Genomic DNA, 20067 nt, shown 5'->3' with positions numbered 1-20067 from the left:
CGCAAGATGTCGCTCATCTGAGGTCCGGGCCAATATTCGGCGCTGCAGAAACCTCAGAAAATAAGTAAGAATGCCCGAGTTTCCCCGTGACGATACGAGCGCGCGCGGATAGTTTGGCCAAATAATGGCAGACACGCCCGGCGGGACGGGCCAGATTCAGGACAGGCAGACAGCGATGGCACTCAACCTCTCTCTGCCGGGGCAGGAAGATCTCAAGCCCCGGATCACCGTCTTCGGCGTGGGCGGCGCTGGTGGCAACGCGGTCAACAACATGATCGAGAAGGAACTCGACGGTGTCGAGTTCGTGGTCGCCAACACCGACGCGCAGGCGCTTCAGCAGTCGCGCGCCACGGCCAAAATCCAGATGGGCGTGAAGGTCACCGAAGGCCTTGGCGCTGGCGCACGCGCCACCGTCGGCGCCGCCGCGGCCGAGGAATCGATCGAGGAGATCGTCGATCATCTCGCCGGTGCGCATATGTGCTTCATCACCGCCGGCATGGGCGGCGGTACCGGCACCGGTGCGGCCCCGATCATCGCCCAGGCCGCGCGCGAGCTCGGTGTTCTGACCGTCGGCGTCGTCACCAAGCCGTTCCAGTTCGAGGGCGGCAAGCGCATGAAGCAGGCCGAGGCCGGTGTCGAGGCGCTGCAGAAGGTGGTCGACACGCTGATCATCATTCCGAACCAGAACCTGTTCCGCCTCGCCAACGAGAACACCACCTTCACCGAGGCCTTCGCGCTCGCCGATGATGTGCTCTATCAGGGCGTCAAGGGCGTGACCGACCTGATGGTGCGCCCCGGCCTGATCAACCTCGACTTTGCCGACGTGCGCGCGGTGATGGACGAGATGGGCAAGGCGATGATGGGCACCGGCGAAGCCGAGGGCGAGGACCGCGCCGTGCAGGCCGCCGAGAAGGCGATTGCGAACCCGCTGCTCGACGAGATCAGCCTTGAAGGCGCGCGCGGCGTGCTCATCAACATCACCGGTGGCTACGACCTCACTCTGTTCGAACTCGACGAAGCTGCGAACAAGATCCGTGAGAAGGTCGACCCCGAGGCCAACATCATCGTCGGCTCGACGCTCGACACCGGCATGGAAGGCCGGATGCGCGTCTCCGTCGTCGCCACCGGCATCGACGCGCTGGCCAAGCCCGAAGACGTGCCGGTGCCGCGTCGCAAGATGAGCGAGCCGCTGCGCGAGCGCGTCTCCTCCGAGGAAGAGATGCCCGCCGCCCCGGTGGCGCCGCGCCGCGAGGCCCCGCAGCAGCCCCGCGCCCAGGCCCCCGCGCCACGTCGCGAGCCGCAGCCGCAGGCCCGCCGCGAGCCCGAGCCCACCTACGAAGAGGACTACGCCGAAGGCTTCGACACCCGGCGGTCCGCCCCGCGCGAGGAGCCGCAGCAGCGGTTCCAGCCGCAGCACGAAGACGACCTGCCGGCGCCTGCCTACGAGCCGCGCCGCGAAGCGCCGCATCAGGCGGAGGCCGCCCCCGAAAGCTTCGTGGCCCCCGCGCCGCGTGCGTCCGGCGGTGCCTCGCCCGAAACCATGGCGCGCCTGCGGGCCGCGTCGCAGAACCAGCCGCGTCAGCAGCAGCCCGAGCGCGCCGAGATGCCTCGCGCCGAGCCGCGCAGCCCCGCGGCCCCTGCCCGGAGCGCCGAAGTCGACCGGCAGCCGCGCTTTGGCATCAACTCGCTGATCAACCGGATGACCGGCCATGCCGAGCAGCCCGGTGCCTCGGCCCAGCCGGCGCGCCAGCAGCCGCCGGCCCAGCGCGCGCAGCCGCAGCAGCCCGCGCAGCCGCGTCAGGCCCCCAACTGGCAAGACGATGGTGAGACCGATCCCGAACAGGAGCGCATCGAGATCCCGGCCTTCCTGCGGCGTCAGGCCAACTGATCCACTACCGCACATTCGTTGTGCAAAAAGGGCCGCCTCCGGGCGGCCCTTGTTGTTTTCAAGGGTTTTGACGCACCGACTGCGTGCCCCAGACCACATGTTTCACGCTGTCGCAAAGAGTGAATTGTGACCATCAAAGCGAGCGCTTAGGTCACTCGGGTAGCGAAATCCGAAATGGATCCGGGCAGAAACACGTGCAGACCACCTTGTTCAGATACGTCGGCTTTACCGGCATCGGCCTCCATAGCGGGCGGCCCGTTCGGCTTGTGCTGCGGCCTGCGCCGGTCGGGCATGGCATCGTGTTTCGCCGCATGGACGTGGTTGGCATCGATCGTCTGGTGCCCGCGCGTTGGGATCTGGTGGAGATCTCGCCGCTCAACACCCGCATCGTCAACGCCGCTGGCGTCTCGGTTTCGACCATCGAACACCTGATGGCGGCGCTCTCGGGCTGCGGCGTGCACAACGCGTTGATCGAGATCGACGGCCCCGAGGTTCCGATTCTCGACGGCAGCGCCGCGGGCTTTGCGCGGGCGATCCTCGACGCCGGGTTGCGGCGTCAGGACGCACCGCTTCAGGCGATCGAGATTCTCGACACCGTCGAGGTGCGCCATGACCGTGCCGTGGCGCGTCTGCGGCCCCGTCGTGGCCCAGAGCCGCGCGGCCTCAGGATCGATTTCGAGATCGACTTTGCCGACGCGGCCATCGGTCATCAGTCGCGCGTGCTCGACATGGCCAACGGTGCCTTCCTGCGCGAGTTGTGCGATAGCCGCACCTTCTGCCGCCTGTCCGACGTCGAGGCGATGCAGGCGCAGGGCTTGGCTCTGGGCGGCACTTTCGAGAATGCGGTGGTGGTCGACGGTGAGAAGGTTCTCAGCCCCGGTGGGCTGCGCCATTCCGACGAGGCGGTGCGCCACAAGATGCTCGATGCCTTGGGCGATCTGGGTACGGCTGGCCTGCCGATTCTCGGTGTCTACGAGGGGCTGCGCGCGGGTCATGCCATGACGAACCGGCTGTTACGCGCACTGTTCGCACAGCCCGACGCTTGGCGCATCGTGACTTGCGACGCCTCGCTCGAAGACCGCCTGCCGGGCAGCCGGCTGAAGCCCGCCGATTTCGCCGCCGTTGCCTGATCGCCGCGCCGCGCCCGGTTCGGGAAAAGCCATTTTGCCCCCGATTTTTTCATGCTAGACCCGAGGCCGAGCGGCCCCGACACGGGGCGTGAACGGGGCGCCGACCCCGGGATGGGCAGATGACCGACAGGATGCAGGACGCGCGGATGGCAGGCAGCGGAACACGGGCCAGCTTGGGCCTGATATTGGCTCTGGGGCTTCTCACCGGTTGCGGCAGCACCTCCGATCGCCTGAGCAGCGGTGCGCTCGAACAGCTCGACGCTGCCGCGATCTACCAGCAGGGCGAGACCAGCCTCGAAGGCGGCTCCGCCGATGACGCGGCCTTCTACTTCGGCGAGATCGAGCGGCTTTATCCCTATTCGGAATGGGCCAAGCGCGGGCTGATCATGCAGGCCTTTGCGCTGCACAAGGACGGCGCCTATGACGACAGCCGCGCCAGTGCCCAGCGGTATCTCGATTTCTATCCGACGTCCGAGGATGCGGCCTATGCGCAGTATCTTCTGGCGCTGAGCTATTACGATCAGATCGACGACATCGGTCGCGACCAAGGTCTTACCTTTCAGGCGCTGCAGGCGCTGCGCGCTGTGATCGAGCAATATCCCGACAGCAGCTATGCCGCCGAAGCGAAGCTGAAGTTCGATCTCGCCTTCGATCATCTCGCGGGCAAGGAAATGGAGATCGGGCGCTATTACCTCAAGCGCGGCCACTACGCCGCTGCGGCGCGCCGATTCCGCGTGGTGGTGGAGCAGTTCCAGACCACGACCCACACTGCCGAAGCGCTGCACCGGCTGGTCGAGAGCTACCTTTCGCTGGGATTGATCCAAGAGGCGCAGACCGCCGGAGCGATCTTGGGCTACAACTATCGCGGCACCGACTGGTACGAAGACAGCTACCGCCTGCTTACCGGTCGTGGTCTGTCGATGGAGGCCAGCGGAGACAACTGGTTGGCCACCATCTATCGCCAGCTGGTGCGCGGCGAATGGATCTGATCGTTTCGGGCTGACGTTCCACTCCGGGGGTACTGGATATGCTGCGCGCGCTCGACATCCGGGACATGCTGATCATCGACAGGCTCGAGCTGGATTTCCAGCCCGGGCTCAACGTGCTGACCGGGGAAACCGGGGCAGGCAAATCGATCCTGCTCGACAGTCTGGGCTTTGTGCTGGGCTGGCGTGGCCGGGCCGAATTGGTGCGCGCGGGCGCGGCTCAGGGCGAGGTCACGGCTGTGTTCGAACTGTCTGCGGATCACCCGGCGCGTCAGGTGCTCTCGGAGGCCGGTATCGAGGCCGAGGGCGAACTCATCTTGCGCCGCGTCAACACCGAGGCCGGTCGCAAGACCGCTTGGGTCAACGACCGCCGCGTATCGGGTGAAGTGCTGCGCGCGCTCTCCGATCAACTGCTGGAACTGCACGGCCAGCACGATGATCGCGGTCTCCTTGATCCGCGCGGTCACAGGCTGATGCTCGATGAGTTTGCGCAAGCCGCACCCGCAATCGCCGAAACCCGCCGCACATGGGCTGCACGGCGCGAAGCCCGACGGGCCTTGGCCACGGTGCACGACCAGGTCGAGGCGCTGCGCGCCGAAGAGGATTATCTGCGCCACGCCGTGGCCGAGCTCGACGCGATCGACCCCAAGCCGGGCGAGGAGGCCGAACTCGATGCGACGCGCCGCCGGATGCAGGGCGCCGAACGGGTGCGCGGCGACGTGGCGCGCGCGCATCAGGTGATTTCGGGCGAGGGGGCCGAGGGGCTGGTCTCGGATGCGATGCGCTGGCTCGACGGCGCGATCGAGGCCGCCGAAGGTCGGCTCGACCCGGTTATGGAGGCGCTGACCCGCGCGCTCGATGCCTTGGGCGAAGCCGAGTCGGGCGTGCGCGACGCGCTTGATGCGCTCGAGTTCGATCCGCGCGTGCTCGAGGCCGCCGAAGAGCGGCTCTTCGCTTTGCGTGGCTTGGCGCGCAAACATGAGGTGGTGGTCGACGAGTTGGCCGATTTCACCGACGGGCTGCGTCGGCGTCTGGCGGCGCTCGATGCCTCTGAGGGCGACATGGCCGATCTCGAAGCCGCCGTACGTGCCGCCGATGCCGCCTATGACACCGCCGCCTCCGCATTGAGCACGCTGCGACGCGAAGCGGGCGCGCGGTTGTCGACGGCGATGGCGGCGGAGCTGGCGCCGCTCAAGCTCGACCGCGCGGTGTTCGACGTCGATCTGGCCCCCGCCGACCCCGGCCCCGAGGGGCGCGACGAGGTGAGCTTTCGTGTCGCCACAAACCCGGGCGCGCCGTCGGGGCCGCTCTCGCGCATTGCTTCCGGCGGCGAGCTGTCGCGCTTCTTGCTGGCGCTCAAGGTCTGCCTGACCGGTGACAACGTCGGCAAGACGCTGATCTTCGACGAGATCGACCGAGGCCTCGGTGGCGCGACCGCCAACGCGGTGGGCCGCAGGCTGGCGCGGCTGGCGGATGGTGCGCAGGTGCTGGTCGTCACCCATTCGCCGCAGGTGGCAGCACTCGGGGCGCATCACTGGCGGGTCGAAAAGGCGGTGAGCACCGGGCCATCGGGCGAGGTGACGACATCGCGGGTGGTGCCGCTCGACGAGGCTGACCGGATCGATGAGATCGCGCGCATGCTGGCGGGCGATACGGTGACCGAGGCCGCACGCGGTGCGGCGCGAGTCCTGCTCGGGGATGCCGACGCGGCCTGATCAGTGCGGCGGTCACCCCTGTCGGCAGCAAAACAGAGAAGCAAAAAAAAACGGTGTAAACTTCGATGCCAACATGGCCCCGACGTTTACACCGCATAGTCCGGCTTTAACCCTGCCTAGGGTAAAATAGATTCACTCCTCAGACGGCCACTCACCTCCGTCCTCGGTACAACATATACGTTCGTGTCTCGCGGCTTGCGCCTCCGAAAGACGAAAAATATCTCGGTTCAATACAAACAATATTAGCGATATCTCTCTTACGCGCCATACCTCCTTAGCAGTAGTTTCCAAACTAAACTTCCGCTGCTCTCTCCGAGGCTTGGCAGGTTGCCGCTGCTACATCTTCAACCGCTCTCCGTTCCGCTCTAGAAACGAGGGCGGGCGGATGGTGGCGGGAGACGATGACAGACAGCTCAAATCGGTCCGAAGGACGCCTGCGGGTTTTGATCGGGCGCATCGGCGCAAGCTGGCGCGAGGTCTGGTCGCTGATCCGCAGTCACGGGCCGAGCCAGGTGCAGTTCTGGTTCATCGCTCTTGTGCTCGGCAGCGCCGCGGGCATCGCCGCGATCGGGTTTCGCGCCGGTATCGAGATCCTGCAGGCCACGCTCTACGGAACCGACGACGTGGCGATGCTGCACAGCTTCGCGGCCTCGCTGCCGTGGTACTGGCTCTTGGGCCTGCCGGTCATGGGCGGTCTGATCGTCGGTCTGCTGCTCGATCGCTTCACCGAGGACGCGCGCGTGCGCTCGGTGGCCGAGGTGATCGAGGGTGCCGCGCTGCGTGAGGGGCGGGTCGAGCGCAAACGCGGACTCATCTCGGCGCTGGCGTCGATGATCACGCTCTCCACTGGCGGCTCCACGGGACGCGAGGGGCCGGTGGTGCATCTCGCCTCGGTGCTGGCGACCTATGTATCAAGCTGGATTCGCGCCGACGGCATCACCGGGCGTGACCTTTTGGGCTGCGCCGTCGCCGCCGCCGTCTCGGCCAGCTTCAACGCGCCGATCGCAGGCACGCTCTTCGCGCTCGAGGTCGTGTTGCGCCATTTCGCGGTGCACGCCTTTGCCCCCATCGCCATTGCCAGCGTCGCGGGCACGGTGCTGGGCCGTCTCGTCTGGGGCGACGTGACCGAATTCGTGCTGCCCGACAAGAACGCGCTGGCCTTCTATGTGGAACTGCCGGCCTTCCTGCTGCTGGGGCTGTTGTGCGGTCTCGTCGCCGTGGCGCTGATGCGGACGATCTTCTGGGCCGACGATCTTGCTAACACTCTGCAGGCCCGACTGGCGCTGCCGCGCTGGCTGCGCCCGGCGTCGACAGGGCTGATCCTCGGCATCATCGCGATCTTCTTTCCGCACATCATCGGTGTCGGCTACGAGACCACCTCTGCCGCCCTGCAGGGCAGCCTCGCCTTCGACCTCGCGGTGATCTTCGTGGTGGTCAAGGTGGCGGCGGTGGCGATCACGGTCGCGGGCCGCATGGGCGGCGGGGTCTTCTCGCCGTCGTTGATGATCGGCGCGCTGACCGGACTGGCCTTCGGCACGGTCGCCACCGCCCTCGTGCCCGAGTTCTCGGGCGAGGGCACGCTCTATGCGCTGGCAGGCATGGGCGCGGTCGCCGCCGCCGTGCTCGGCGCGCCGATCTCGACCACGCTGATCGTGTTCGAATTGACGGGCGACTGGCAGACCGGCCTTGCGGTGATGGTCGCGGTATCGCTGTCGTCGGCGCTGGCCTCGCGGATGGTGCACCGCTCGTTCTTTCTGACGCAACTCGCGCGGCGCGGCGTGCATCTGGCGGCGGGGCCGCAGGCGTGGCTCTTGGGCACGATCCGGGTCGAGACGGTGATGCGGGCCACGGGCGCGCCGCGCGCGGCCTCCGAGGAGACCTGCCGAGAGATGATCGCCGAAGGGGTCTTCGTGCAGTCAGGTGCGACGCTGGAGCAGGCGATGCCGCTGTTCGAGACAGTGCAACAGCCCTTCTTGCCGGTGGTCCGCTTTGGCCCCGAGGATGAGGCGCCTGAACTGTGGGGGGCGCTGTTCCAGGTCGATGCGCTGCGCGCCGTGAACCGGGCGCTGACGCGGATGGCGGCCGAGGAGCATTCCTAGGCCGCCCTGCGAGGCGGGGTCAGACCTGCTCGACCGCGACCTTGTTCTTGTAGAAGGCGAGGCAGTCCTTGATCTGCTCCATGCCATCCTTGGGGTTCTCGTAGGACCAGACCGCATCCTCGATCGCGCCGCTCTTGGCGATGATGTTGAAGTAATGCGCGTCGCCTTTCCAAGGACAATGCGAGCGGGTCTTGGACGGCTCGAGGAAGGCCATGGCGATGTCCTCGCGCGGGAAATAGATCACCGAAGGATAATCGCCCTCGACCAGCTCCAGCGCGCGGCTGCTTTCGCCCAGCACCGCGCCGCCCGCGCGAACCACCCAAGTGCCCTCGGCGGGGCGGATCGTGATGTGATCGCTCATGTAGTCTTGCTCCCTGTGGGTTGAGCCCTGCCGTCAGAGCGGCGCGCAGGCGGCCTCGAGCCAGTCCCGCGCCGCACCATCGAGGCGCGGGGCTATCTTGTCGAGTGTAGTCGCGTGGTAGGCGTCGATCCAGCCCCGCTCGGTGGGCGAGAGCATCCCTGCTACGATCAGTCGCCGCTCCAGCGGCACGAAGGTCAGGGTCTCGAAATCATACATCTCGCGGTCGTCGGCCCCCTCGAGCGCCGGGGCCTCGCGGGTCACGATCAGGTTCTCGATGCGGATACCGAACGACCCTTCGCGGTAGTACCCCGGCTCGTTCGACAGGATCATCCCCGGTTCCAGCGGGGTCTCGGACCCCTTGGAGATCCGCTGCGGCCCCTCGTGCACCGACAGGAAGGCGCCTACTCCGTGCCCCGTGCCGTGATCATAGTCGAGACCGGCGGTCCAGAGCGGAAAGCGGGCCAGCGCATCGAGATCGCGCCCGACGAGGCCCTTGGGAAACCGCGCGCGGCTGAGAGCGATCATGCCCTGCAGCACGCGGGTGTAGCACGCGGCGGCATCCTCGGGCGGTTGGCCCACGGCGATGGTGCGGGTGATGTCGGTGGTGCCGTCGAGATACTGACCGCCCGAATCCACCAAAAGCAGCTCACCCGTGCGCACCGCGCGATCGGTGTCTTCGGTCACGCGGTAATGGGTAATGGCACCGTGCTCGCCAGCCCCCGCGATGGTCTCGAAGCTGATGCCACGCAGCTCGTTCGTCTCGCGGCGGAAGCCTTCAAGCGCGGTGACGACGCCGATTTCGGTGAGCGTGTGCGCGGGATCGGCCGCAAGACGCTCGGCCTCGCCGTCGAGCCAGTGCAAGAAGCGGCAGACGGCGGCCCCGTCGCGCAGATGCGCCTGACGCGCGCCTTCGATCTCGGCGGCATTCTTGCGGGCTTTCGGCAGGATGCAGGGATCCTCGGCCTCGGCGATCCGGGTCTCCCACCCCTTGAGCGTGGTCTCGATGATCGCGGGGGCGGATTTTGGATCGACGCGCACCGGACCGGCAAGCTGGCCCAACGCACCCAGAAAGGCGTCGATGTCGAGCACGTCGACATCCTCGCCAAGATGCTCGCGCAGGCCGTCGGCCTTGCCCTTCGGACAGAACAGCTCGCATCGCCCGGTGTCGTCGATGATCGCAAAGCTGAGCGGCACCGGCGTGCAGGGCACGTCGTCGCCGCGGATGTTCAACAGCCAAGCTATGGAATCAGGCAGCGTCAGCACGGCGCAGCGTTGGCCATCGCGCTTGAGCACTTCGGCGATCTCGGCGCGCTTCTCGACATGGCTGCGGCCTGCAAAGGCCTCGGGCCAGGCGATGAAGGGCGCGGGCGGCGGGGCAGGGCGATCATCCCAGATCGCGTCCACAAGGTTGTCGCAGGGCTTGAGGCCGATACCGCGTGCATGCAGCTTGTCGTGCAACTCGCGGATTTCCTCGGGCGTATGCAGCCAGGCGTCATAGCCCACGGTGCCGCCTTCGGGCAGCTCGGCGATGAGCCAGTCGGCGAGCTTGGTGGCGGGCCAGTCCACGGGTGTGAACTCGGGCGCCACCTGCGTCTTGATCTGGATCTTGTATCGCCCGTCGATGAACACGCCCGCCTTGTCGGCAAGGATCGCGGCAAAGCCCGCCGAGCCGGTGAAGCCGGTGAGCCAGGCGAGCCTCTCGTCGCGGGCGCGCACGTTCTCGCCGCGCCAAGTGTCGCCGCGCGGCACGAGCCAGCCGTCCAGACGTTCGGTCGTCATGCGCTCGCGCAGCTTGGCGAGCCGGGGCGGGCCCTGCTCGGGGCGGGCGGTGGTGGCAAAGTTCTGATACATCAGGCGACCCTGTTCATTCCGAGGACGCGCGCCCGCTTGCGCGGGTCGCTGTCGAAGAGCGAGGCGAGCTGTTCGGTCATCGCGCCCGCGAGCTGGTCCACGTCGGTGATCGTCACCGCGCGGTCATAGTAGCGCGTCACGTCGTGGCCGATGCCGATGGCGGTCAGCTCCACGGCCTTGCGCTTTTCGACCATGGCGATGACGTCGCGCAGGTGCTTTTCGAGGTAATTGGCGGGGTTGACCGACAGCGTGCTGTCATCGACCGGCGCACCGTCGGAGATCACCATCAGCACCTTGCGCGCCTCGCGCCGGGCCAGAAGCCGGCGATGCGCCCATTCGAGCGCCTCGCCGTCGATGTTCTCCTTCAGAAGTCCCTCTTTCATCATCAGCCCGAGATTGTCGCGGGTGCGCCGCCACGGGGCGTCGGCGCGCTTGTAGATGATGTGGCGCAGATCGTTGAGGCGACCGGGACCCGCGGGACGACCGGCAGCGAGCCACGCCTCGCGCGCCTGTCCGCCCTTCCACGCGCGGGTGGTGAAGCCGAGGATCTCGACCTTGACCTGACAGCGCTCCAGCGTCCGGGCCAGAACGTCGGCGCAGATAGCGGCGATCGAGATCGGCCGCCCCCGCATCGAGCCCGAGTTGTCGATCAGCAGCGTCACCACCGTGTCGCGGAACTCGGTATCCTTTTCCACCTTGAACGACAGCGGCGTCGTCGGGTTGGCGATGACACGGGCAAGGCGGCCCGCATCGAGGATGCCTTCCTCGCGGTCGAACTCCCAAGAGCGGTTCTGCTGCGCCTGCAGGCGGCGCTGCAGCTTGTTGGCAAGACGCGACACCGCGCCCTTCAGCGGGTCGAGCTGCTGGTCGAGGTAGGCGCGCAGCCGCTCCAATTCCGCGGCCTCGGCCAGATCCTCGGCGCCGATCTCCTCGTCGTGCTTTGTCTCGAACACGGCATAGTTCGGATCGGCATCGGAATGGGAGGGGGGCGGCGGGTCCTGAGGGGCCTCGCCTTCGGGCATCTCCTGCTCTTCGGCGTCCTCGGCCTCGGCCTGCTCGTCCATCGAGACCTGCGCCTGGGATTGGTCCTGCTGCTGGTCCTGGGACTGCTCGGGAGAGGTCTCCTCCTCTTCGTCCTGCTCGTCGTCCTCACCGGTCGAATCCGGTTCCTGGTCGTCCTCTTCCTCGGAGGCCTCGTCCTCCTGATCGGGGTCTTCCATGTCCGGATCGTCGCCAAGCTGGTCGCCATAGCCGAGATCGCGGATCAGGTCGCGCGCGAAGCGGGCAAAGCTCTTTTGATCGTGCAGTGCCTCGGCCAGATCCTCGAGCCGCTCGCCGCCCTGATCCTCGATGAAGCCGCGCCACAGCTCCATCACGTTGTCCGCGCCCTGCGGCAGGTCGCGGCCCGTGGCGAGGTGGCGGATCAGGTAGCCCGCGGCGACAGCGAGCGGTGCATCGGCCTTGTCGCGGATCTGGTCGTAGCCCTTGCGCCGGGCCTCGGCGCCGATCTTGGCGTCGATGTTGCCGGCGGTACCGGGCATGTGTTTTGCCCCCACCGCCTCGACCCGTGCGCCCTCCATCGCGTCATAGAGATCGCGCGCGATCCCCGATTGCGGCTGGTAGCGCGCGTTGACGCCTGCATCGTGGTAGCGGTGGCGCAGCGCCAGCGCGTCGGCAGTGCCACGCGCGAGCAGCACCTCGTCTTTCGTCATGCGGCGGCTGACCTGCGGCAGGCGCACGCTGTCATGCGTGAGACCCGGCGGGTCGACCGAAAAGCTGACAGTCAGCTCGCGGTCGTCGGCCATGACCTTGGTGGCCTCGGTCAGGGCCTTCTTGAACGGATCGGCGGGGTTGTCGGACTGGGGGCTCATGGCAAATGTATCCCACTGGCGGCAGGGGGCGGCAAGGCGGCGCGCTCCCATGATAACGAAAGGCCCGGTTCTTTCGATCCGGGCCTTTGCACAGCGTCGAAAGGGCTCAGCGCCCGGCGGTGCTCACCGCGCTCTCGGGCAATTCTTCGTCAAAGCAGCGCTGGTAGAACTCGGCCACGGTCTGACGCTCGAGCTCGTCGCATTTGTTGAGGAACGAGAGCCGGAACGCATAGCCTACGTCGCGGAAGATCTCGGCGTTCTGGGCCCAGTTGATCACCGTCCGCGGGCTCATCACAGTCGACAGGTCGCCATTCATGAAGGCGGTGCGGGTGAGGTCGGCCACGGTGACCATCTGGGAGATGATCTGGCGGCCCTCGGCGGTGTTGTAATGGGGTGCCTTCGACAGCACGATCGCGGCCTCGGCGTCATGGCTGAGATAGTTCAACGTCGCCACGAGAGACCAGCGGTCCATCTGCGCCTGGTTGATCTGCTGGGTGCCGTGGTAGAGGCCCGTCGTGTCGCCCAGACCCACGGTGTTGGCCGTGGCGAAGAGGCGGAAATAAGGGTTCGGCGTCAGCACCTGGTTCTGGTCCATCAGCGTCAGCTTGCCGTCGGTCTCGAGCACCCGCTGGATCACGAACATCACGTCGGCGCGGCCCGCATCGTATTCGTCGAACACGATGGCGCAGGGGTGACGCAGCGCCCAAGGCAGGATCCCTTCGGCGAACTCGGTGACCTGCTTGCCGTCGCGCAGCTTGATCGCATCCTTGCCGATCAGGTCGATGCGGCTGATGTGGCTATCGAGGTTTACGCGCACGCAGGGCCAGTTGAGCCGGGCTGCGACCTGCTCGATATGGGTCGATTTGCCGGTGCCGTGGTAGCCCTGCACCATGACCCGGCGGTTGTTACCGAAACCGGCCAGAATGGCGCGGGTGGTATCGGGGTCGAACTTGTAGGTCGGGTCGATGTCCGGCACCCGGTCCGAGCGCTCGGCGAAGCCCTTGACCTTCATCGCGCTGTCGAAGCCGAAGGTCTCGCGGATGTCGATCTCTTCGGTCGGGCGGGCATTGGGGTCGGTCTGGGCGTCGGCCATGATGATCCTTTCGCGTGCGGGCAGGGGCCCTCATTTGCGGTCGCGCAAGTGATGGAGCATCGCGCGGCGGGGTTCAAGGCCCCGGCAGCGGGCGTCCGCCGCTTGCCTTTTGAGCAGGCTGCGTCATTGTCTGGCGTCGTACGCAGCCCCGAGGATCCCCATTCCATGTCGCGCCTGATCGAGATCGAAGCGATGATCGCCCGCATCGCGCTGGGTGACCGCGTGGCCTTCGGCGCGCTTTACGACGCCACCAGCGCGAAACTCTTCGGCATCTGCCTGCGTGTCTTGACCAATCGGGCCGAGGCCGAAGATGCGCTTCAGGAGATCTACGTGAAGGTGTGGCACAACGCGGGGCGCTATCAGGTGAACGGGCTGAGCCCGATGACCTGGCTCATCACCATCGCGCGCAACCACGCCATCGACCGGCTGCGGATGCGCCGCAAGGCCGAGAGCCGGGGGGGCGGCGACATGGAGGCGGTGGCCGCGATGGCCGACACTTCGCCTGGGCCCGAGGCGCTTGCCGTCGCCGCGTCGGACAACGCGCAGATCGAGCGTTGCCTGACCGAACTCGAACCCGAACGCGCCGGAGCGGTGCGCGGCGCCTATCTCTCGGGCGACAGCTATACCGAGCTTGCGGCGCGCTACGACGTGCCGCTCAATACCATGCGAACCTGGCTGCGCCGCAGCCTGATGCGGTTGAAGGAGTGCCTGACGCGATGACCGGGGCCGGGGAACACCACGAGGACGACACCGTCCTGGCCGCCGAGCATGTGCTGGGACTGCTGGAGGGCGACGACCTCATTCGCGCCGAAGCGCGGCTGCAGAGTGACGCGGCTTACCGTGCGCTCCATGCGCTCTGGGCTGAGGATTTTGCCTCGCTGACGGATGAGATCGCACCCGTGGCACCGCCGTCGCGGGTCCGGAGCGCCATCGACAAGCGGCTTTTCGGCATGCGGCGCGAGGGGCTGCTCAGGCGGTTGGGGCTGTGGCCCGCGCTTACGGCAGCGGCCTTGGCGGCAGGCACCTATCTGGTGGTGACCAACCTCGACCTGCTGCGCCCCGAGCCCGCCGGCCCGAGCCTGCGCGCCGAGATCGCGGCCGAAGATGGCGGTCTGGTGGTTCAGGTGGCCTACGATCCCGCCGACCCCGAGGCCTTGCAGGTGTCGCGCCCGAGCGGTGCGCCAGCTTCGGGCCGGTCGCTGGAGCTTTGGCTGATCGCGGGCGAGGCAGCCCCGGTGTCGCTCGGTGTACTGCCGGATGACCGTGAGGGCCGTGTGACGGTACCCGAGGCGCTGCGACCGCTGCTGTCGCAGGCCGTGCTTGCCATCTCGGACGAGCCGGCGGGCGGCTCGCCCACCGGGGCCCCCACGGGGGCGGTGCTGGGCGCGGGGCCGGTCACGACCCTTTGAGCCGCCCCGCCACCCCATATCCACTGCAGGCAATCGCGGATCACCCGGCCGCCGCCGGGCGCGGCGGCGAGGCCTGATGCCGGGTCAGTCCTTGTCGCGGAACGACTTGCTTTCCTTGATCTGGTCCCAGGCCCAGACCACCTCGCCCAACTGCTCTTCCTGGCTGCGGTCACCGCCGTTCATGTCGGGGTGCAGCACCTTGATCAGCGCCTTGTATGATTTGCGGATCTCGGCCTTGGACCAGCTGTCCTTGGCGTCAAGCACCTCGAGCGCGCGACGTTCGGTCGCGGGCAGGCGGCGGGTCTGCCCGCCCTGCTGGGCCGCATTCTTGCCCGGATTGCGGGTCGCGTTCTCGCCCAGCACCTGATGCGGGTCGTCGACGCCCAGACGCGCCCATGCGCGCTGCTCTTCGCTGCGCTTGCCGAATGGTTTGGTCGAGCGGCCCCAGACCCGGTCGTTGTCGACCTGCTCGGTGAACTCGGCCTCGGTGGTGCCGTCAAAAAAATTCCACTTAAGGTTGTACTCGCGCACGTGGTCTTTGCAGAACCAGAAGTAGTCGTCGAGAATATCGGGTGATTTCGGTGCGCGGTACTTGCCTGATTCCTCACAACCGGGGTGGTCGCAGACCCGGGTCGAGGTCTCGAAGGCGCCGGACATCCCACGTCTGCCGCGCGGGTTTTTCTTCTTCGATGCCGATACCGACATATCGAAACCGAAGGGGTCGTTCTTAGCCATGCTCTGCCTCATCCTTTCGAGTCGGACGCGGCAGTTTAGTCCAAAGAGCTGGAGATTGAAGGGGCGGAGGGCATTTTCCGCCCCTTCGGCGCAGGCCTGCCGGTTCAGTCGTCGCGGCGCGCGCTCACCTGGGGCGCGGGACGGTCGGGGATCTCCTGCGCCTCTTTGGTGCTGGGGGCGTTGCGCGCCGGGGCCGGGGCTTCGGTGCGGCTGGCGCTCAGAGCCTGCGACTGGGCGGCCATCGGCTCCGCGACCGTGGGCGTGGCGGGGACGGGCTGCGCGGTGCTGCGGCGGAACACCAGCACCGAATGATAGACGGTGCTGCGACCCCTCAGGCCCTGCCGCTCTTCGCAAGGCAGGGTCTCGGCGCGCTGATACTCCCAGCCCTTGGCCCCCATCTCGTTGATCGTGGACTGCAGCGCGTTGGCATAGCGGTCTTCGGCGGTCTTGAGGCCGCGTTCCTTGATGCCGCGCTTGGGCGCGGGGACGACGCGGTAGTCATAGGCGGTCATGGCGCTCTCCTGGATGGGCGCGGGCTCAGAGCCCGAGCTTCTCGGTGACGATCTGGTTGACGGCGGCGGGGTTGGCCTTGCCGCCGGTGGATTTCATCACCTGGCCCACGAACCAGCCCGCGAGCTTTGGGTTCTGCTTGGCCTTCTCGACCTGCGCGGGATTGGCGGCGATGATCTCGTCGACTGCCGCCTCGATGGCGCCGGTGTCGGTGACTTGGCGCATGCCACGCGCTTCGACGATCTGCGCCGGGTCGCCGCCCTCGGTATAGACGATCTCGAACAGGTCCTTGGCGATCTTGCCCGAGATGTCGCCCTTGGCGATCAGCGCCACGATGTCGCCGAGCTGCGCAGGCGAAACCGGGCTTGCCTCAATGCCCAGATCGTCCTTCTTCAGGCGACCGAACAGCTCGTTGATGACCCAGTTCGCGGCAAACTTGCCGTCCTTGGCGCTGTCGATGTGGTTAACGACCGCCTCGAAGTAGACGGCGTTGGCGAGCTCCGCCGTCAGCACGCCCGCATCGTAATCCGACAGGCCCATGTCGCCCATGAAGCGCGCCTTCTTGGCGTCGGGCAGCTCGGGCAGATGCGCCGCGATGTCGTCGACCCAGGCCTGCTCGATCTCCAGCGGCAGCAGGTCGGGATCGGGGAAGTAGCGGTAGTCGTGCGCCTCTTCCTTGGAGCGCATCGAGCGGGTCTCGTTCTTGTCCGGATCGTAAAGCCGGGTTTCCTGCACGACGCTGCCGCCATCCTCTAGGATTGCGATCTGACGGCGTGCCTCGAAATCGATCGCCGCTTGGATGAAGCGCATCGAGTTCATGTTCTTGATCTCGCAGCGCGTGCCCAGATGCCCAAAGTCCTGAGTGGCCTGATACTTTTCGTAATCGCCCGGGCGACAGACCGAGACGTTCACGTCGGCACGCAGGTTGCCGTTTTGCATGTTGCCGTCGCAGGTGCCCAGATAACGCAGGATCTGGCGCAGCTTGCCCACATAGGCCGCCGCCTCCTCGGGGCCGCGAATGTCGGGGCGGCTGACGATCTCCATCAGCGCCACGCCGGTGCGGTTGAGGTCGACGAAGGACATGTTGGGGTCCATGTCGTGGATCGATTTGCCGGCATCCTGTTCGAGATGGATACGTTCGATCCGCACCAGACGTGCCTGACCATTGCCCATCTCGACCAGCACTTCGCCTTCGCCGACGATTGGATGGTAGAGCTGGCTGATCTGGTAGCCCTGCGGCAGGTCCGGATAGAAGTAGTTCTTGCGATCGAAGGCCGAACGCAGGTTGATCTCGGCCTTGAGCCCGAGGCCCGTGCGCACCGCTTGGGCCACGCAGCCCTCGTTGATGACGGGCAGCATGCCGGGCATGCCCGCGTCGATGAACGAGACGTTGGAATTGGGCTCGGCGCCAAAGGCCGTGGAGGCACCGGAGAAGAGCTTGGCACGGGTCGCGACCTGCGCGTGCACCTCGAGGCCGATCACCAGCTCCCAATCCCCGGTCGCGCCTGCAATCACCTTGGGGGCGGGGGCCTCGTATGTCAGGTCCAGCATGGGAGCCTCTCCTTGCACCGTTGTCGCGGGCCTGATTAGGCGCGAATGCCCCGCGCTTCAAGGGTGGGGAGGGGATGTCGAGGATCGGCGGAATGGCGCGTCGACTGGGCGGTATCTCGCCGAAAATGCAGAGAGACTGCCTGCGCGCTCGACACAAGGCGGCGGTCTGGGACAGATCGCTCTCAGTTGCTGCCACAACGGACAAGATCAGAAAATGTTCCCGACGAGTGTCTCCGCGCGTTTGCGCCGTCTCATGCCGATCGCGCTTCTCAGTCTTGGCGCCGCCTGCGCCCAGATCCCCGAGCCAGAGGCTCCTGTCGCTCCCACCCCCGCCGCCTTGCCGGTCATGGCTTGGGATCACCGCCCCGAAAGCGCGCAGTGGACCGACGCCACGCTTGCGGCCCTCAAGGCGCATGGCGCGCCGCTCCTGAGTCAGGTTCCCGGTGATATCGCGACCTGGTGCCCCGGCTATGCCGAGGCCAGCCAAGACGAGCGCGCTGCCTTCTGGGCGGGCATGCTTTCGGCGCTGGCAAAGCACGAAAGCACTTGGAATCCCGGTGCCGTGGGTGGCGGCGGCAAGTGGTTCGGCCTCGTGCAGATCGCTCCGGCCACCGCGCGCAGCTATGGCTGCGCCGCTGGTAGCGGCTCGGCGCTCAAGGACGGCGTGTCCAACCTCTCCTGCGCGGTGCGTATCGCGGCCCGCACGGTGCGGCGCGACGGCGTCGTTTCGGCAGGCATGCGCGGTCTGGCCGCCGACTGGGGGCCGTTCCATTCCTCGCGCAAGCGCAGCGAAATGGCCAACTGGACCCGCAGCCAGAGCTATTGCCAGCCGCGCCAGGCGGCCTCGGTGGCCAAGGCCAAGACGGCCGGCTGAGGGCATGGCTGTCGCCTCCGCGACACAGGCCTCGTGCCGTCGCGGAGCCGCTCGCCGCACCGGACCACTTTGGCGTTGCATCGTGTCGTGGCGACGGTGCAGTTATCCCCACATGCTCGTGGCACTGACGATCCTGGGGGGATCGATGGCCGTGTCGTCGGGTTCGACGGTCCAAGCCGAGCCGTCGAACCCGGCGAAATTGCATATTATTGCCAAGGACCTGCACGACGACGCTCAGTCGTACCCGACGCCAGAGCCGCCCGCTGTCGGTCCTGCCGCGCCATTGCTCGACCAGCTTGAGACAAGCGCCTCGGATTTCCAGATCGACCCGCCACCGCCCGCCACACTTAGACCGATGGCGCGCCCCGCGACACTGGCTTCGGCACCAGCCACGCCCGGTCTGGCGTTGCGCCCGCAGGCGCGCGATCCGTTTCTGCCCGAGGCCCGTTGGGACGGCAAGGCGGGCACCGGACTGTGGACTCGCGGGCTGATGGCGGCGCTGCGCGGTCCCGCGTCCGACCTCGCCGAGGTGGTGCCCAATGACATCGCGACATGGTGCCCGGCCTACGCCGACAACCCGCCCAGGCTGCGCCGCGCCTTTTGGGTCGGCGTGATGTCGGCGCTGGCCCGGTTCGAAAGCCGTCACCGCGCCGATGCGGTGGGCGGCGGCGGTCTGTACCACGGGCTGTTGCAAATCCTGCCCGGCACGGCGCGCGGCTATGGCTGCGTGGCGCGCGACGGGGAGATGTTGCGCGATCCGGTCCGTAACCTCAGCTGTGCCGCGCGGATCATGGCACGCACCGTCACACGCGACCGCGCCGTGGCTCTCAAGGATGGACGACGCGCCGGGATCGCCGCGGATTGGGGACCGATGACCAAGCCCTCGATACGCGCCGAAATGGCGGCATGGACGCGCGAGCAGAGCTATTGCAAGCGAGAGGCACTCCTGAAGGTGCCGCGTCCCAAGGCACGGCCCGCGATCAGGCCCTAGTGCGCAGGATCGGCCGGGTCGAGCGCAGGAGGCTCACCGTCGGCGCGTCGCGCCCACCCAAGCCCAGCGTGGCTTTGCGCAGCATCTCGATGCCGCCCTCGGCCTTCACGGGCAACGAGGCGGGCGAAATTTCCTCGCCCACGGTGATGACATAGGGCTGCCGATCCTTGTTCAGCATTTCGTGGAACAGGGTGATGTCGCGCAGCGTCGGGTGGATCATGTCGAAAAGGTAGAACAGCGCCGAATTGCGGGCGCGGATGTTCACCGGGATCACCGGCAGGTCGAACTTGCGCGCCAGCATGGCCGCCGAGGGCATCCAAGGCCGCTCGTGAAGCCGCAGCCCGCGCCGCTTGGCAAGACGGCCGGACGGAAAGATTACCCCGAGCCGCCCCTCGGCAACCGCTTGCCGGGTGAGATCCATCGTCACCTTGGTCTTGGCATGGCTGCGCTTGTCCTTGCGCCATTCGACCGGAAGGATCAGATCCTGCATCTGCGGCAGCACCCGCAGGATGTCGCCATTGGCATAGATGAACAGATCGGGGCGCACCGTCTTGAGGGCGTGATAGAGCATGATGCCGTCGGCGATGCCGGTGGGATGGTTCGCCACGATCAGGGCCGGGCCGTGGCGCGGTACGTTGTCGAGACCGGTGACGGTGAGATGCTTGGCCAGCATGTCGCCCATGTCGCCCATGATCCGCGCCGTGGGCTCGTCGCGCAGTTTCGTGCCGATCGAAACGGTCCGATCGTAGGACAAGGCGAGATGCAGAAGACCGCGCAACGGTTTCACCAATGGTGATTGCCGGAACATCCACGGGGCACGTTCGGCAATCAACGGGTCAATGCGGTCTTTCATGAAGCTTTAATAACCATTGGCACATAGCAGTTCCGTGACATTTGCTGGATTGCCATGCTTTTGGCAATGGACATGCCCGTGGAGAGGGCGCGGTGGCGACACGGCGCCGCAATCGAGAGCAGTGCGGCAGGAGGCCGCCGCACCGCATAG

The 20067-nt window shown here is 66.9% G+C and carries 17 protein-coding genes; 9 read left to right on the top strand and 8 right to left on the bottom strand.

Going from position 1 to position 20067, the window contains the following annotated elements; translation table 11 throughout:
* Positions 1–175: 175 nt before the first annotated feature.
* The 5 genes from ftsZ (at position 176) to AADJ02_RS04890 (ending at position 7818) form a co-directional block, all read left to right on the top strand.
* On the top strand, positions 176–1888 hold the full coding sequence (ftsZ, locus tag AADJ02_RS04910) for a cell division protein FtsZ (RefSeq protein WP_341211883.1): 1713 nt from the start codon (positions 176–178) through the stop codon (positions 1886–1888).
* Between the two features lie 194 nt (positions 1889–2082).
* On the top strand, positions 2083–3018 hold the full coding sequence (lpxC, locus tag AADJ02_RS04905) for a UDP-3-O-acyl-N-acetylglucosamine deacetylase (protein ID WP_341211882.1): 936 nt from the start codon (positions 2083–2085) through the stop codon (positions 3016–3018).
* Between the two features lie 146 nt (positions 3019–3164).
* Positions 3165–4007, top strand: a complete 843-nt coding sequence (locus AADJ02_RS04900; RefSeq protein WP_341212219.1) for an outer membrane protein assembly factor BamD — start codon at positions 3165–3167, stop codon at positions 4005–4007.
* Between the two features lie 38 nt (positions 4008–4045).
* The gene (recN, locus tag AADJ02_RS04895) at positions 4046–5719 is read left to right on the top strand and encodes a DNA repair protein RecN (protein ID WP_341211881.1); all 1674 of its coding nucleotides are present in this window, start codon (positions 4046–4048) and stop codon (positions 5717–5719) included.
* 401 nt (positions 5720–6120) lie between these two features.
* Positions 6121–7818 (top strand): chloride channel protein, encoded by a 1698-nt coding sequence (locus AADJ02_RS04890; RefSeq protein WP_341211880.1) that lies wholly within the window; start codon positions 6121–6123, stop codon positions 7816–7818.
* 19 nt (positions 7819–7837) lie between these two features.
* Here AADJ02_RS04890 and AADJ02_RS04885 read toward each other — a convergent pair whose 3' ends face one another.
* From AADJ02_RS04885 to cobS, 4 genes are all read right to left on the bottom strand, one after another.
* On the bottom strand, positions 7838–8179 hold the full coding sequence (locus AADJ02_RS04885; protein WP_341211879.1) for a DUF427 domain-containing protein: 342 nt from the start codon (positions 8177–8179) through the stop codon (positions 7838–7840).
* Positions 8180–8212: 33 nt separating this feature from the next.
* The gene (locus AADJ02_RS04880) at positions 8213–10030 is read right to left on the bottom strand and encodes an aminopeptidase P family protein (RefSeq protein WP_341211878.1); all 1818 of its coding nucleotides are present in this window, start codon (positions 10028–10030) and stop codon (positions 8213–8215) included.
* Positions 10030–11901, bottom strand: coding sequence for a cobaltochelatase subunit CobT (cobT, locus tag AADJ02_RS04875; protein ID WP_341211877.1), 1872 nt, complete (start codon positions 11899–11901; stop codon positions 10030–10032). The genes AADJ02_RS04880 and cobT overlap by 1 nt, the downstream gene beginning before the upstream one ends.
* Before the next feature lie 106 nt (positions 11902–12007).
* The gene (cobS, locus tag AADJ02_RS04870) at positions 12008–12994 is read right to left on the bottom strand and encodes a cobaltochelatase subunit CobS (RefSeq protein WP_341211876.1); all 987 of its coding nucleotides are present in this window, start codon (positions 12992–12994) and stop codon (positions 12008–12010) included.
* 165 nt (positions 12995–13159) lie between these two features.
* Here cobS and AADJ02_RS04865 point away from each other — a divergent pair, with 165 nt between their 5' ends.
* Positions 13160–13714, top strand: coding sequence for a sigma-70 family RNA polymerase sigma factor (locus AADJ02_RS04865; protein ID WP_341211875.1), 555 nt, complete (start codon positions 13160–13162; stop codon positions 13712–13714).
* Complete coding sequence (locus AADJ02_RS04860) at positions 13711–14403, top strand: anti-sigma factor (RefSeq protein WP_341211874.1); 693 nt, start codon at positions 13711–13713, stop codon at positions 14401–14403. Before AADJ02_RS04865 ends, AADJ02_RS04860 begins: the two co-directional genes overlap by 4 nt.
* 84 nt (positions 14404–14487) lie before the next feature.
* On the opposite strand, the gene AADJ02_RS04855 is transcribed toward AADJ02_RS04860, so the two are convergent.
* The 3 genes from AADJ02_RS04855 to gatB all read right to left on the bottom strand — a co-directional run bounded on the left by AADJ02_RS04855 (position 14488) and on the right by gatB (position 17199).
* Positions 14488–15138, bottom strand: coding sequence for a DnaJ domain-containing protein (locus AADJ02_RS04855; protein WP_341211873.1), 651 nt, complete (start codon positions 15136–15138; stop codon positions 14488–14490).
* Positions 15139–15242: 104 nt separating this feature from the next.
* Entirely contained in the window at positions 15243–15650 is a 408-nt protein-coding gene (locus AADJ02_RS04850; RefSeq protein ID WP_341211872.1) for a DUF4177 domain-containing protein, read from the bottom strand.
* A gap of 25 nt (positions 15651–15675) precedes the next feature.
* A complete protein-coding gene (gatB, locus tag AADJ02_RS04845) occupies positions 15676–17199 on the bottom strand; it encodes an Asp-tRNA(Asn)/Glu-tRNA(Gln) amidotransferase subunit GatB (RefSeq protein WP_341211871.1) in 1524 nt (507 codons plus the stop codon).
* A gap of 253 nt (positions 17200–17452) precedes the next feature.
* Between gatB and AADJ02_RS04840 the strand changes: the two genes are divergently transcribed.
* Together AADJ02_RS04840 and AADJ02_RS04835 are read left to right on the top strand one after the other, a co-directional pair.
* Positions 17453–18073: a transglycosylase SLT domain-containing protein gene (locus AADJ02_RS04840; RefSeq protein WP_341211870.1), complete on the top strand. Its 621-nt coding sequence runs from the start codon at positions 17453–17455 to the stop codon at positions 18071–18073.
* A gap of 118 nt (positions 18074–18191) precedes the next feature.
* Entirely contained in the window at positions 18192–19064 is an 873-nt protein-coding gene (locus AADJ02_RS04835) for a transglycosylase SLT domain-containing protein (RefSeq protein ID WP_341211869.1), read from the top strand.
* Here the strand turns inward: AADJ02_RS04835 and AADJ02_RS04830 are convergent.
* Entirely contained in the window at positions 19054–19917 is an 864-nt protein-coding gene (locus AADJ02_RS04830; RefSeq protein ID WP_341211868.1) for a lysophospholipid acyltransferase family protein, read from the bottom strand. The two genes, AADJ02_RS04835 and AADJ02_RS04830, sit on opposite strands and share 11 nt — an antisense overlap.
* Positions 19918–20067 lie beyond the last annotated feature (150 nt).

The organism is uncultured Limimaricola sp., assembly GCF_964022235.1.
Classification (GTDB): Bacteria; Pseudomonadota; Alphaproteobacteria; order Rhodobacterales; family Rhodobacteraceae; genus Limimaricola.
This window is presented reverse-complemented; position numbering and strand designations above follow the sequence as displayed.

What these genes read in the sequence shown, in the direction of transcription:
- recN (WP_341211881.1), top strand. Translation starts at nt 4,046, where the DNA reads ATGCTGCGCGCGCTCGACATCCGGGACATGCTGATCATCGACAGGCTC.
- AADJ02_RS04850 (WP_341211872.1), bottom strand. Translation starts at nt 15,650, where the DNA reads ATGACCGCCTATGACTACCGCGTCGTCCCCGCGCCCAAGCGCGGCATC.
- AADJ02_RS04855 (WP_341211873.1), bottom strand. Translation starts at nt 15,138, where the DNA reads ATGGCTAAGAACGACCCCTTCGGTTTCGATATGTCGGTATCGGCATCG.
- cobS (WP_341211876.1), bottom strand. Translation starts at nt 12,994, where the DNA reads ATGGCCGACGCCCAGACCGACCCCAATGCCCGCCCGACCGAAGAGATC.
- gatB (WP_341211871.1), bottom strand. Translation starts at nt 17,199, where the DNA reads ATGCTGGACCTGACATACGAGGCCCCCGCCCCCAAGGTGATTGCAGGC.
- AADJ02_RS04900 (WP_341212219.1), top strand. Translation starts at nt 3,165, where the DNA reads ATGGCAGGCAGCGGAACACGGGCCAGCTTGGGCCTGATATTGGCTCTG.
- AADJ02_RS04860 (WP_341211874.1), top strand. Translation starts at nt 13,711, where the DNA reads ATGACCGGGGCCGGGGAACACCACGAGGACGACACCGTCCTGGCCGCC.
- ftsZ (WP_341211883.1), top strand. Translation starts at nt 176, where the DNA reads ATGGCACTCAACCTCTCTCTGCCGGGGCAGGAAGATCTCAAGCCCCGG.
- AADJ02_RS04885 (WP_341211879.1), bottom strand. Translation starts at nt 8,179, where the DNA reads ATGAGCGATCACATCACGATCCGCCCCGCCGAGGGCACTTGGGTGGTT.
- cobT (WP_341211877.1), bottom strand. Translation starts at nt 11,901, where the DNA reads ATGAGCCCCCAGTCCGACAACCCCGCCGATCCGTTCAAGAAGGCCCTG.
- AADJ02_RS04830 (WP_341211868.1), bottom strand. Translation starts at nt 19,917, where the DNA reads ATGAAAGACCGCATTGACCCGTTGATTGCCGAACGTGCCCCGTGGATG.
- AADJ02_RS04865 (WP_341211875.1), top strand. Translation starts at nt 13,160, where the DNA reads ATGTCGCGCCTGATCGAGATCGAAGCGATGATCGCCCGCATCGCGCTG.
- AADJ02_RS04880 (WP_341211878.1), bottom strand. Translation starts at nt 10,030, where the DNA reads ATGTATCAGAACTTTGCCACCACCGCCCGCCCCGAGCAGGGCCCGCCC.
- AADJ02_RS04840 (WP_341211870.1), top strand. Translation starts at nt 17,453, where the DNA reads ATGCCGATCGCGCTTCTCAGTCTTGGCGCCGCCTGCGCCCAGATCCCC.
- AADJ02_RS04890 (WP_341211880.1), top strand. Translation starts at nt 6,121, where the DNA reads ATGACAGACAGCTCAAATCGGTCCGAAGGACGCCTGCGGGTTTTGATC.